Origin of the sequence: Brumicola pallidula DSM 14239 = ACAM 615 (assembly GCF_000428905.1) — a bacterium.
GTDB lineage: Bacteria > Pseudomonadota > Gammaproteobacteria > Enterobacterales > Alteromonadaceae > Glaciecola > Glaciecola pallidula.
On sequence record NZ_AUAV01000013.1, the window covers coordinates 38,882 to 52,794 of the forward strand.

10 protein-coding genes are annotated in these 13,913 nt (G+C 40.5%); 6 read left to right on the plus strand and 4 right to left on the minus strand.

The annotated features are described in order from the left end of the window. Positions 1-133 precede the first annotated feature (133 nt). The 4 genes from G399_RS0104885 (at position 134) to pckA (ending at position 4,736) form a co-directional block, all read left to right on the plus strand. Positions 134-1,417, plus strand: coding sequence for an oligosaccharide flippase family protein (locus tag G399_RS0104885; protein WP_425304068.1), 1,284 nt, complete (start codon positions 134-136; stop codon positions 1,415-1,417). Next, complete coding sequence (locus tag G399_RS0104890; protein WP_006008255.1) at positions 1,410-2,432, plus strand: glycosyltransferase family 2 protein; 1,023 nt, start codon at positions 1,410-1,412, stop codon at positions 2,430-2,432. Before G399_RS0104885 ends, G399_RS0104890 begins: the two co-directional genes overlap by 8 nt. Next, positions 2,433-2,846: a hypothetical protein gene (locus G399_RS0104895; protein WP_006008253.1), complete on the plus strand. Its 414-nt coding sequence runs from the start codon at positions 2,433-2,435 to the stop codon at positions 2,844-2,846. It abuts the gene before it with no gap. A gap of 276 nt (positions 2,847-3,122) precedes the next feature. After that, entirely contained in the window at positions 3,123-4,736 is a 1,614-nt protein-coding gene (gene pckA, locus G399_RS0104900) for a phosphoenolpyruvate carboxykinase (ATP) (protein WP_006008252.1), read from the plus strand. Positions 4,737-4,926: 190 nt separating this feature from the next. Here the strand turns inward: pckA and G399_RS0104905 are convergent, their stop codons facing one another. Next, a complete protein-coding gene (locus G399_RS0104905) occupies positions 4,927-5,436 on the minus strand; it encodes a hypothetical protein (protein ID WP_006008250.1) in 510 nt (169 codons plus the stop codon). Between the two features lie 11 nt (positions 5,437-5,447). Beyond that, a complete protein-coding gene (locus G399_RS0104910; protein WP_026843478.1) occupies positions 5,448-8,003 on the minus strand; it encodes an LruC domain-containing protein in 2,556 nt (851 codons plus the stop codon). 359 nt (positions 8,004-8,362) lie between these two features. Between G399_RS0104910 and G399_RS0104915 the strand changes: the two genes are divergently transcribed. Together G399_RS0104915 and G399_RS0104920 are read left to right on the plus strand one after the other, a co-directional pair. Then, the gene (locus G399_RS0104915; RefSeq protein WP_006008247.1) at positions 8,363-8,644 is read left to right on the plus strand and encodes an STAS domain-containing protein; all 282 of its coding nucleotides are present in this window, start codon (positions 8,363-8,365) and stop codon (positions 8,642-8,644) included. 12 nt (positions 8,645-8,656) lie between these two features. Continuing rightward, positions 8,657-10,318, plus strand: a complete 1,662-nt coding sequence (locus tag G399_RS0104920) for a fused response regulator/phosphatase (RefSeq protein ID WP_006008244.1) — start codon at positions 8,657-8,659, stop codon at positions 10,316-10,318. A gap of 49 nt (positions 10,319-10,367) precedes the next feature. Here the strand turns inward: G399_RS0104920 and G399_RS0104925 are convergent, their stop codons facing one another. Further along, complete coding sequence (locus G399_RS0104925) at positions 10,368-12,812, minus strand: ATP-binding protein (RefSeq protein WP_226988897.1); 2,445 nt, start codon at positions 12,810-12,812, stop codon at positions 10,368-10,370. Positions 12,813-13,066: 254 nt separating this feature from the next. Then, positions 13,067-13,912 carry a glycosyltransferase family 2 protein gene (locus G399_RS0104930; protein ID WP_006008239.1) on the minus strand — a complete coding sequence of 282 codons (846 nt, stop codon included), beginning with the start codon at positions 13,910-13,912 and terminating at the stop codon, positions 13,067-13,069. Position 13,913 lies beyond the last annotated feature (1 nt).

Consider the following 13,913-nt stretch of genomic DNA (forward strand, 5'->3'; position numbering starts at 1 on the left):
ATTGCTTTGCAACTTGCGAAATTCAAATGTAAAAATCAAAGAAAGCATATTTTATGATGTAAATCATAGCTCTAAAATAATATGAAAAGTGGACCAATTTTTGAATGTACCATTTAACAACGTTATTTGTTAGGTGGCATCATTGAAACTACCAGTACTACAATTCGAAAATAAGCGCCTATTAAGCAACGTCGGTTGGTTATTGGGTTCAGAGATGGCAGCTAAATTTTCGCGACTTTTTGTTATATTGATTTTGGCAGCACAACTCAGTGCAATAGAATATGGCACCATCATGCTGGCGCTTGCTTGTCATGAAGTGTTAAAGCTAGTATTGCGTTCCGGTGCAGGCTCTCAAATTGTCCAATGCAATGAATCTCAATTATCTGAATTTGTAAGAAATGGCGCCGTATTACAATGGCTTATTTGTTTGTCACTTGCTGCCTTTCAAGTCGCTTTAGCCTTCCCCATTGCGATTTTTTACGATAACGCACAACTCTCAGAATTGCTTATCTTAATGGCACTTGCATACATACCTTACCCTTTAGTTAGCGTTAAGGTATTTTTGTTACACCGAGCCAGCAAAATGCGCTATTACAGTATTTGTAATGCCCTATGTATTTTGGCAGAAAATACCAGTATTGGTATTTTTGCGCTGCTCGATTTCGGAATTATGTCCGTAGTTTATGGCAAATGGGTATTTGTTGCTTTATGGCTTATCCTATTCTATTTTGCGCCTGTTAAGAATTATGGGATTGGATTTAACAAACCTATCTTTTTATCATTGATTAAAAGCTCTGGACAACTGCTGTCTACCGAACTCATAAGAGCACTGCGCCTTCAATTGGATGTTTTAATTGGCGCACGCCTTTTGAGTCCCGAATTATTTGGTGTTTACAGTTTCGCTAAAAGCGCAGGGGTCGGTTTAAGCCAATCGCTTAACAATGCGTTTAATTCCGGACTGTATCCTTATCTATGCAATAAGCATCGACAAGACACCTTGCCCAACTTCACACTAAAAATATATGCGTTTGCATCTCTTGTTGCATTCACTTTTATCTTTCAGGCTATAGCTGTACCTTTTTATGTTCCTATTTTATTTGAACAACAATGGCAGCAGAGTTATTCAACCGTCGCCTTTCTATGTTGTTCTGCTTTACCTGCTATCTACATAGATACCCATTGCAACATCTTACGGGCTAAAGCTGAGTATCAATACGAGATGTATGTTCGTATCTTTTGCTTAGTAACAAGCGCCATTGGCCTACTTTTGTTCAACGCAAACACACCCATCGATTTTGCGCTTAGCGTGCTAATAATGAGCGTGGTATGTCTTTTAGTTTTGCTCATTCAGCACTGTTTTTCGCGTCGTATCTCGATCATCAAATTTTTGTTTTTGAGGAGTCATTTAAATGAATAAGCTACCCTTGCCCATAGTTACTGTGGTTATTCCTATGTTTAATGTAGAAAAATATATTGAAAGATGCATTATTTCTGTATTAGAACAGACCTTCAAAAATTTTGAGGTGATCTGTGTTGATGACGGTTGTTCTGACAATACTCTGCATATTCTCAAGCAATTTACCGACCCTCGCATCAGATTGATAAAACAGCAAAATAGAGGCTTGGCGGGTGCTCGCAACACCGGTATTCAGGCGGCTAAAGGGATTTATATTGCATTACTTGATTCAGATGATTGTTGGGCAAGTCAAAAACTAACTGAACATGTGGCGCATCTTAATAGCAATCCTCAGGTTGGCGTCAGTTATTGCCCTTCACTGTTTATTGATGAAAAGGGCAATATGACGGGCATGGGTCAATTTCCTAAGTTAACAGAGATCGAATTTAGAGACATTCTATGTCGCAATCCAATAGGAAATGGTTCAGCCCCCGTTATTCGAAGAAGACTTTTAACAGATATTTCAACTATAAACCAAGAACAAGGCCGCAGATATTATTTTGATGAAACATTGCGACAATCTGAAGACATTGAGCTTTGGGTCCGCATTGCGTTATCAAACAAGTGGAAATTTGAGGGTATTTCAACACCACTTACATACTATAGAATAAATGGGGGTGGCTTATCCGCAAATCTACAAAAACAGTTTGCAAGTTGGACCTTAGCTATGAGTAAAAACGAGCAAACTAACATTCAATTATTCAATCAATTATTACCTTTAGCAAGAGCATACCAGTTGAGATACTTAGCTCGTCGAGCAATTCATTCAAGGGACAGCTATCAGGCCATAAAGTTGATCCATAGAGCATTATTCGAACAGCCACGAATTCTATTTGAAGAACCCAAGCGCACAATAGCAACCTATGCGTGCGCATTATTATCCTTATTACCTCGTTCATTTTATAGTCGCTTGGAGTTGCTAGCGATGAAATGGATAGGGCAGCGACAAAGCGCAGTGGATATTAAGGAAATTTAATTGAAAAAAATCAACGCCATCCGTAAGGATCCTGATGTCATGAATCTGTTGAGCCGTCTTCCTGATGAGACTGCGTTGTCCCTTACAGACAGGCAACTAAGCCACATTAAAGTGGCGGTTGGTAACGGCGGCTATCGAAAGCACAAAATTGACTGTCGTGGTACGATACCGATCCCATTTTATCCCTCACGGATTTATTTTGTTTTATTAATGGGCCGCAATATTCGTGCGGTAACACGTCGTGAAAAGTCTATCGCGCTAATGACGACTTTATTTTTGACCACGTTATTTTTGTCATTAAGTACATTGCTTGGATTGGTGGTGCTATACATACTCAAATCAGCTCTAGGTATCGATTTATTTGAAGGATCCTCACTCGGTTTATGGAACTGGCTTAAGCAAAACTTCGGATAAATAGAGTGTTGCTTCTAAACACAAGAGAGCAGTCTTCGGTTTCAGATGGGCTATCAAAATGTAGCGTTTCTTACTATTTCCTATAGCAAATTTTGATCATTAGTGTGTAATCATCTATTTAAACTTTCATATTTAAACTAAGTAATAACTCGTATTATTCTATTCATACAGCACATTCTTTATTTTTATACCGAGTATACGGTTAAAAGGTGGAGGATGATGACCAAAACCAGTAAGATACGCTTCAAAATATTCCCTTAACAAAGAGCTGCCCTGGTGAAATTGATCGATTCATTGAAAGATTACAACATTAATACTACTTCTGAAATTTTGCATAACCCGGACTACGATACTCTTTTTAATGAAACCACAAAATCAGAACTATCCGGTTTTGAAAAAGGATTTGTTACCGAATCAGGTGCGGTATGTGTAAAAACCGGAAAGTTTACTGGCCGTTCTCCTAAAGATAAATACATTGTAAAAGACAGTGTTACCGAAGATACCTTGTGGTGGTCAGATCAAGGCAAAAACGACAATAAGGCGATTAATCAAGACACTTGGAACCAACTTAAAGGTTTAGTCACAAACCAACTCAGTGGTAAACGTTTATTTGTCGTCGATGCCTTTTGTGGTGCAAACAAAGACACTCGGATGTCGGTTCGCTTTATTACCGAAGTCGCTTGGCAGGCGCACTTTGTCACTAATATGTTTATTACGCCGAGCGCGGAAGAATTAGCCGAATTTGAACCTAATTTTATTGTCATGAATGGCGCCAAAGTGTGCAATCCGAACTGGCAAAAACAGGGACTCAATTCTGAAAATTTCGTGGCCTTTAACTTGACCGAGCGCATCCAACTAATTGGTGGAACTTGGTATGGCGGAGAAATGAAAAAAGGCATGTTTGCCATAATGAATTACTACTTGCCGCTGCAAGGAATTGCGTCAATGCACTGCAGCGCTAACGTAGGAGAAAAGGAAGACGTGGCAATCTTTTTCGGTTTGTCAGGCACCGGAAAAACGACCCTTTCAACGGATCCTAAAAGACAGCTTATTGGTGACGATGAACACGGCTGGGACGACAATGGGGTGTTTAACTTGGAGGGCGGATGCTATGCCAAAACCATTAGTCTTAGTCAAGAAAATGAACCCGATATTTATGCCGCTATTAGACGCAATGCTTTGCTTGAAAATGTAAGCCATAATGAGGCAGGTTTGATCGATTATCACGACAACTCAATTACCGAAAACACCCGAGTTTCATACCCGATTAATCATATTGCGAATATTGTTAAGCCCATTTCTAAAGCTGGCCATGCGACAAAAGTGATATTTTTAACTGCCGATGCTTTCGGCGTGTTGCCGGCGGCAGCCAAACTAACGCCTGAGCAAGCTCAATATTATTTACTATCTGGTTTTACCGCTAAACTAGCCGGCACCGAACTAGGTATAACTCAGCCAACACCAACATTTTCGAGCTGTTTTGGGGCCGCTTTTTTAACCCTGCACCCAACTCAGTATGCGAATGTATTGGAAACACGAATGCAGGCCGCTAATGCACAGGCTTACTTAGTCAATACTGGATGGAACGGCAGTGGTAAGCGCATTTCTATAAAAGCCACTCGCGCAATCATCGATGCTATTTTAGATGGCAGCATGGATGCTGCAGAATCACATCTGTTACCCATTTTTAATCTTAGTATTCCGAAAGAATTAGCCGGTATCGATGCGACTATTTTGGACCCAAGAGGCACATATGACGAACCACAGCATTGGTACGAGAAAGCTGACGAGCTAGGCGCTCTATTTGTTGATAATTTTGAGAAATTTACAGATACCGCACATGGCCGCAGCTTAGTCGATGCGGGTCCTAAGCTAAGCTCCCCCGAATAGGCATTCAACTATAGGACAGTCCTAGACTGAGGCAGTATTGGCGTGATAGACGATGAGTATTATAGCTATTGTTGCATCCAACAATAGAGCGATGTTGGCAAAGTAAGTTATACAAATAACGATGCCAACATCAAACTAAAGTCCTAACACTTATTAAAGGACATATTCTCTACTATTCAATAAGAAGTCATTAAAAACGCCAATCCGTGATGAGCGGTTTTTTACTCTCATCCATAAACCAGAGTGCGGCAACTAAACCTGGCGTATCATTGGTAACGATGATCACAGCTTCGTAGTTAATATCACTCAACGAAGTTCTGAGCAGGCAGCTATCATAATTGATGCTATAGCTTCCATCGTTATACTGTTTATAGTCGCTACACAGTGATAAGTACGCGGCTTCATTGTCATCTTGAGCTCGAGTAATCCGCAGGTCAAACGAGCGTTCGCTGCTGAGTGCAAAACCATTTGGCACGACTATCTCATGACTGGTTTTTGCTGAACTTCCTATCATATCCCCAGCCTCCTTAGGATTACTTTCTTCTAAGCTAAATTCAGTTACAGCCGGTTGGCTTTCAATTGGAACGGGCAACGGTTCTCCTGCCGGTGGCAGCGGCACTGCCGTAATACTCTGGGACCCACCGCCTCCACAGGCAGTAATCAACATACTTAGGCAAACAAAAATATATAACTTATTCATAAGACACCTCTTTAATTAGAAAAAATATTATTTGTGTTGGCGTTTTCCAAAATGTACCAGTCAGCGTCTACCAGCCCTTGATTCGCAATAAAACTAGAAAATAAGGGATACGCATAAATTACATCCATATACTCCAAGGAATATTGCATTTCGACACCAACATTTATAGCCCAAGGCATACCATTCGTACTCACAAAGTAACGCCCATTTTGTGGTTCACTTCTATCATCTCTACGACCAAAGAAATCGGTTCTAAAAGCTTCTGTCGGCGCTTTATCGGGTAAATGTATTTCATACGCTCTGCCCGGAGGCAGACCAAATGCTAAGCTATGATCATAACCCTCAGTCGCAAATAAAAATGGGTCGTATGGAAATTCTGGCATCTGAGCACTCGGGATAGCGTTAGCCATGGGCAATGTCATTGAAAAAACCATTTGAATATCAGAACCGCAACCCGCTTCAGTTCGATAATAGTTGCAGTTTTCACCCGGACTGACCCAATCCCACACATCGTTTGTAATAATAAATATCGCCTGATTACGCCCCGCTTCTAATGGAGAGATGTTTTGTGGTAAATCATTGATGGTATAGCGGATAGCATTTTCATCAATGGTACTTCGCAAAATACCAGGTAAATGAAACGCAAAACCATTGTGATGCAATGCACCAACAGCTGCAATTTGCCCTTCTAACTTAACCCGGATAACCTCACCATTAAGCGTGTATTCACTGATACGATAATTTATGACTAAGTCATTAAAATCGTAATCACCTATTGATGGCCAATTATCTTCAAAAGCAATGGTTGCCCACTCAGAAGCGCTAGGGTAATACTGTATGCTGACATTAAGCTCTGTAATGTCGACTTGATGATCTTCAACCTCCCCATCACTAAAACTACCTGTTGGCTCTAACCCACCGATACTACTGACTCTGAATCGAGCCCATGTGCTGCCTACCTCTGCCCATTCAGGTACAGCATAAAATAGCGTATTATTACCTTGTATTACAGCTTGAGCATCAGCAATCTTTTCATCAGAGCCAAACACACCATTACCATCAAAATCTATCCAGGCGTCGACAAAAGCTGACGTTGATGCGATGAGTTCCAATACAGCAGCATTGTTCACTTCAAGCCCGGTCACAAAGGCCACACCGTCTTCATCATCATTGCCATCTGTTACGTCATCACTGAGAGGAAATTGATAGCTATCAAATTCAGCGTCAACGCCAGATCCCATAAAAATAGTATTATTTTCTGTACTATGCCGTGCACCGTCATCATCAACAAGGCTGGCGTATGAGGCTGGTGCATCACCAAAGTCGAGGGTTGCTGCAACCGGAGCGTCAGCTAAGGTTTGACTTATTGATGCGGCCATTCCGTTAGTACAACCTGTCTGTCCGACTACGCTATCTGCGCCAAACTCGATGAAATTCGTTGCTGAATAAGCACCGCCGCAATCATTAGCTATTCCCTCTATAACTGTATTTGCTCCCGTCTGGACGAAACCCTTGGCAAGAATAAATCCAGTAGTTTCGGCACCTGCGCCTAGCTGTGTATATCCCGCTGAGCCAGCTTTGTCGCCCATCACATTCCAGATAATAGTGCTGTTATCGGTTACATTTAACAATATTACCTTCGCATCAATAGCAAAACTCAAGTAGTTAGCAATATTAAAAATCCATGTGCCATCCACACCTTTGCCATCAAGTGTAAGGGTTTTGCCTCCGGTAATTGTCAAATAATCTATCGTACTGTAGATGCCAGCTTCGAGAGTTTCATTATTTACCCCAAAAGTAGTAGAAACCAGTTCTGTTCCTGTTCCCAAATCCTTCAGTGCTATTTGCATTGACGTAATTAGTACTTCTTGATTTGTAACTAAGAGAGGAGGAGGTGGAACCAGCGAAGAATTCGCCGTCAGAATGCCATCAATTTGAACGCCAGCACCAATGGTTGTTGTAGTCCCAGCATCAACATTACCATGAAAAATTGAACCGGCGCCGACGGTTACTGTGGTTCCCGCTAAAACATCGCCAGATACCTCAACAAGAGCATCAAAGGTCGCGGTGGTGCCCGTTACAACGCTACCATCGATTACGGCACTGGCACCAATAGTTGCGGTGGTTCCCGCCTGAATAAAACCATTGACAATGGCAGCTACACCAAGCGTTACCGTAGATCCCGCTTCGATATAGCCAACAACACCTGCATCAGCGCCGAGGGTTGTAGCCGCTCCAGCCTCTACAGTACCCGCAACAATCGCATTTGCGGCAAGTGTTACTGCAGTCGCACTTTGAACATTACCCCCAACTGTTGTGCGTGCACCCGCCGTTATATAGCCACTGGCATAAAGTGACTGATTATTAAGGTCTGAATCTACCAAAGATTGAGCCGCTACCTGTAAGCTGGACCCAAGAGAAAATAATAAGGTAAATATGAAACGATTTACTTGTTTCGCTGAACGACAAAGATACCCACTCTTATACTCTATAAGAACCTGTGATAATGAGTTAACATCAAAATTCGTCCCGTAGTAACTCCGAACATAAACATTGCTCTTTTTCATCTTGCCGCCCTCTCTCTATAAATAAAACGCTTTACGTACTTATAAACTGATACAGCAAATAATGTACCAAGAATCTAAAAGAATTAAGCTTATGATTATTCAAGTTATTTTTAAAAATTAACGTATTTTACGTTTTTGCTTTGCAAAAAATACATTTGTGTCCTGCTAAAATTTTCGTTTTGCAAATTGACTATTTAGTTTTGTATAACGTTATCAATAGGACTAACTATTTACATTAATATTTAGAAATTGTAAAATTACATCAGTCGAATTCCCGTAATACCTATTGTTTTGCCTGCATCCCTTTTTCATGGCATTACCCTTTTTCATGGCATTACCCTTTTTAGAAGGAGAACATCATGAGCGAACACGTAATACGAATACCAGAACGTTTTGACTTTGGATATCACAAAGAGTTTACTGAGCAATATCAGAGACTGTTAGCGGAAAACAATGTAACTGAGATTGAGTTGGAGTTTAGTCGTGTTGGATATTTGGATAGCTCTGCGCTCGGTATGATGGTGTTGCTGCAAAAAAAAGCGAAGAGTCAAAACGTTTCTATCCGCATTAGAGGACCAAAGGAAAGTACTAAAGAGATTTTGCAGATTGCTAATTTCGATCAACTTTTTGATATTTCATAGGCAGAGCCTCAAATGCGGATATTAATAATTGAAGATAGTTCTTTATTTGCTGAAATCCTTGAGACTTTTTTAATCAGTAAGCAATGCGAGACAAAAATAAGCAGTAGTTTGCAAGCTGCCAAAGATCAGCTAATAATCTCATCATTCGAGTTTATCTTGCTCGATAACCACCTTCCTGATGGCAACGGTATCGATATTCTACCTTTTATAAAATCACTGTCTTGTAAAGTCCCCGTTATGATGGTCACAGCGGAAGACAATCAAGCTTTGATGTCGGAGGCGTTCGAGAAAGGAGTTGATGACTTTTTGGTGAAGCCAATTAGCGTTGATCTATTATGGCAAAAAATCCAACGTTGCCGACGTTTATACGACCAATCCGAAGTAGTTAACTTACAAACACAAGAGCTTGAAAATTTACTAAATCAACGAAAACAAGAAGAAAATTTAGCACGCTATGTGTATGAATATACTACTGCTTCACTGTCACATAACACACAATATGTCGACACCTATATTCAGTCCTCAAGTTCGTTTAACGGGGATGCTTTTATTTGTAATACGGCACCGAATGGCAACCTCTTTGCCATCCTCGCGGATGCGACAGGACACGGTTTAGCTGCTGCCATCAGTATTTTGCCTCTTGCTTCAACAATCAAGGCAATGATCAGAAAAGGCTTTTCCCTGGCGCATATTATCCATGAAGCCAATAAAAAACTTAATATAGAATTACCTGATAATAAGTTCGTTGCAATAATTGGCATAGAGATAAATTTCAATAAGCGAGAGTTACAACTTTTCAATGGTGGGATGCCCGATGTTATATTACTTAAGACAGACCACTCATTAGAGCGATATTCATCGAGGTCGATGGCGCTAGGAATACTTGAACCTGAAGTTTTTGATCCTAAAATAGTGGTTGTCAGCCTGGAGGCTATTAGCAACTTATTTTTCTTTAGTGATGGTTTGATTGAGCAACAAAATATTGCTGGTAAGCCCTTCAGCATGCATCGTCTCTTAGAGACATTGAAACGTTATGACTACAAAGAGTCACTCGTCAGTTGTGTTGTCAACGAATTTACCGTTTTTAATGGGATGGCTGAATTGCTTGACGATCTTTCAATCTGTGATTTACAGATAAAATCGTTGATCGACAGCCATGTATACAATAAACCAAAACTCATTGCGGCTAATAAAGGAAAAATTACGGTAACACTTGAAATTGAAGGCGGACTTATAGCGAGTACCGATGTTGTTGGATACTTAGACGGTATTATGCGAAGTGCAGATATGGTTGGTGACTTAAGACAAAGAGCATTTACTGTATTCGCTGAGCTCATCAATAATGGTATAGATCACGGTATTCTGAATTTAGACTCAAAGCTAAAGAATGATTTTTCTGGCTTTTTTGAATATCTGCGATTAAAAAAAGCACGATTAACAGAGCTTGGACCGGACGACAAACTTAGCATGAAATTTGCCTTCTGCCCCAATACCGCACAAATAGATTTTGAAATCATAGATTCAGGACAAGGTTTCGATATGAATAAAGACAACAGTGTTTGCATAGATGGGCTATCAGGTCGTGGTATGGATTTAGTAAAAAAGCTCTGTAAAACAGTTGATATTGTTGCTCCTGGAAATAAAATCATCGTCAACTTGAAGAGCAACCGTTAGTCAATACGCAGTGTATTTAGCAACGTTATCAAAAAAGTAATGGAGGCAACTACTGGCTCTTAATCCATTGCTGTGCCACATCTAACAACACATTTTGCATAATTGGTTTACTCAGGAAGCCGTCCATGCCTGCTTCCTTGCATTTTTTCCGGTTTTCATCAAAGGCATCTGCTGTAAGAGCAACAATAGGAGTTCGCTCATCGCGTGATTGCATACTTCTAATTTTTCTCGATGCTTCATAACCATCCATTATTGGCATCTCGCAATCCATTAATATCAGGTCAAACGTCTGTTTCTGTAATTGATCTAAGGCTTCTTGTCCGTTTTCAGCAATGGCAACGGTGAGTCCGAAATCTTCCAGCATGTGTTGCGCAATAATGCGATTAATCTCGCTATCATCTACCACCAGCACATGTCCTAACAGTTTGGCTGAGGTCGTGACTGCGTCGTCTGCATAGCCGCATACAACAGATTCTTCCTGATGCAAGCTTTCATCGCGTTTCAGGCTCAATAAAACGATAAATGACGACCCTATCTGCGGCTCGCTTTGCGCACTAATGCTTCCGCCCATCAGCTCGATAATTTGTTTACTGATGGCCAATCCTAATCCTGTTCCACCGTATTTGCGGGTTGTCGATTCGTCCGCTTGTTTAAATGGATCGAAAAGCGTCTCCAAGACATCGGGTTGTATACCGATACCGCTGTCATTGACTTTTATTTCGAGACAGGCCCGAGTTGAGGCCAATCTGGTGCCAGTGACGTGTATATCAACCGCGCCATGATCGGTGAATTTAATAGCATTATTTATTAGGTTCAGAAGCACCTGATTGAGACGGTAAGGATCACCGATAAAAAATTTGGCTAAATTGGCATCATACTTTAGCGATAATTTTACCGACTTTTGACTTGCCTGCGCATCATAGAGCGATATCACCCCTTGGATTAACGTCTCTAAATTAAACGATTTTTCCTCCAAGCTCATTTTACCTGCTTCGACTTTAGATAAATCGAGAATATCGTTGATAATATTCAGTAGCGACGCGCTGGAGTCATCGACTAATTTTAGATAGCTTTTCTGCAACTGTGACAGCTTTGTCTTGCCTAAAAGTTGCACCACGCCGAGTATGCCATTTAAGGGCGTTCGTATTTCATGACTCATTTTTGCCAAAAACTGCGACTTCGCTTGCGTCGCGCTTTCAGCACGTTCAACCGATGTTAATAATTGTTCAGTTTGGTTAAACGCATTTGTATATCTCATCATGAGAAGGAACGATTGAGAACAAATAAATACAATGTATCCAAAGTCTGAGGGAAAAAAGAAATAATGATCGAGTAGACCTTGCTGATAGATTACGTCACTTATAATTGACAGAAATAGAAAGACTCCACCTGCCAATAATATCCTGGCTCCTTGTATTTTTTGCACAACCGCGACGATGAGAATGTAGCTTGTATACATAGCGAAAATGACGGTAAGGATTCGAAATATAGGAATGTACTGGGTGAAGATATTGACGGGGAAAACAATAACCGTCAAAGAAAATAAAATACATATTGCAATATAGCCATTTAAAAAATACCTAGAATACAGCAACGGAAATAGAACGTGGATGAATGCCGCAAAAAATAGAACGCCCAAATAAAAGCTCAGATAATCTAATTGAACTACCAGATCCCAGTCGATGCTGGGGAAAATCGATAGTAGATAAAGTTCGCCAGTTAACAGCGAGCGAAATGCCATCAATAGGCAAAAAATTGAAAATAGAAGCGACGACTTTTCTTTCCTGCGGAATGAATAAAGACCTAAATAGTATGTGCCCATGATGAAAATACCACCGCATAAAAATAGGTTGATGGCAAGATTTCCTTCTCTGGTTTTGGTTATTTGTTGCTCCAACCCTATTTCTATAGGGTACCAAGCGCCGCCTTCTGCATGGTAGAAATTGGCAACTTGCAAGACAACTTCCAGTGAATCACTGTCAGCATAATAACTGGCCGTTAGCGGCATGTATTGAGGTGTCATCTGATCACGGGTTTTTGCCACCACACCATTGGAAGAAATCAGTTCGCCGTTCACAAACAAATTGTAAGAGGAGCCCATCCAAGTGCTTCTAAACATCAGTTTTGTGTTGCGTTGGTTGCCGATAATCCGAAGGTGGTAGGTCGCATAACCGTGCCCACCCAGTGCCTCACCATTAACTTGATAGTCATTCCATGAGCTGGGTACTTTTACAAAGTGTTGTTGGTTGATAGCGCCTAAAGGAAGGAAATCGCTCGGTCCCAACAGTTGATCCCAATAAAATCCCCATTCACCGTTAAGGCCGACAACACCGTCTTTTTCGAAGTCCCATTGAGCAAGGTCAAGCACTCCTTGGCGAGCAACAGGGGATGATTTAAGCTGAGATGTATCGCTGCAGGCGCTTAAGAATAGATAGACTAATACAAAAAAGAGGTATTTACAGGGCGCGCAAAGTTGTAAGAAATTTTTTTTCAAGGAAATTGAATTTTTAGTCACAAATAAGCACACGATACAAATAATTTAATTCTCATATGAAGTAACCGGTGATAGTAGCATTTAAATCACTATAGTGGTGCATTCCTGTTCGCTTCCCTTAAAGTCATTCTGGGTGGTCAATACAGACGTTCTAGGACTGTCTGACGGTCAGCTTATTTTTACCATCACATTGGTTTTACCTAGCCTTCAATGTCGTATAATCCTGCTCCCAGTCGCCTTTTAATGTGACCTAACTAGGTAACTTTAAACACTTTTGAAATCAATAATTTTTTAATAGAAATAAGGTTTTTAATTCTCCAAATAAGCCAATATTTACTTTGATTTACGTAGAACGTAAACCGGTCTATCAATGGAAATTGCATATTTTGTCCTTTTTCATAAAAGTAGCAATTGGTCGCTTTTTTTAACCAATCATTCTCAGACTTGTTTTTCACATGCAGAAAGCTATATGGATTATTAACTCGTATGTCATGACGCATTTTTATTTGCTCAGGCGTTCTTTGTGGATAGTGTCGACAAATCGGCGATGGATGAAAAAGTGCATTACAAAAAGGAGGCACTTTTCCACTGATACTTTCAGGCCACTTTTGACTTGGCGAATTTCTGAAGAACCTCGGCTCGCGCCAATTAATTCGATAGTAACGACGACGTTTAGGAACCGGCAACGACTTGTCTTCATTATCATAAACCGCCAAATCTTTATCGGTAAAGTAGAATTGGGCTTGCCAAACACGCATTTGAGTTTTCTTCCGCTGCATCGCTTTGACAAGCATCGGGCGAGGGTCTTCAATTAGCATTTCATCTGCATCTAAGATATACCACCAATCGGATGCCGAAAAGGTATGATTGAACATGTTGTAGACACGATTTCTGAACTGGTTACGATATATTTCATCGGTATGCGCAACAATTACAATACGCGAATCTAGGTCTGCTTTTGCACAAATCACTTCCCAACTTCCATCGGTAGATGCATTATCGAATACATAAATCATATCGCAAAATGCCAAGGCGCAGTCCAAAGTGTCAGCAATAATATCGACTTCATTTTTAATAATACAAATAGCGTTAAGTTTCATT

What these genes read in the sequence shown, in the direction of transcription:
- G399_RS0104915 (WP_006008247.1), top strand. Translation starts at nt 8,363, where the DNA reads ATGAGCGAACACGTAATACGAATACCAGAACGTTTTGACTTTGGATAT.
- G399_RS0104905 (WP_006008250.1), bottom strand. Translation starts at nt 5,436, where the DNA reads ATGAATAAGTTATATATTTTTGTTTGCCTAAGTATGTTGATTACTGCC.
- G399_RS0104890 (WP_006008255.1), top strand. Translation starts at nt 1,410, where the DNA reads ATGAATAAGCTACCCTTGCCCATAGTTACTGTGGTTATTCCTATGTTT.
- G399_RS0104930 (WP_006008239.1), bottom strand. Translation starts at nt 13,912, where the DNA reads ATGAAACTTAACGCTATTTGTATTATTAAAAATGAAGTCGATATTATT.
- G399_RS0104920 (WP_006008244.1), top strand. Translation starts at nt 8,657, where the DNA reads ATGCGGATATTAATAATTGAAGATAGTTCTTTATTTGCTGAAATCCTT.
- G399_RS0104910 (WP_026843478.1), bottom strand. Translation starts at nt 8,003, where the DNA reads ATGAAAAAGAGCAATGTTTATGTTCGGAGTTACTACGGGACGAATTTT.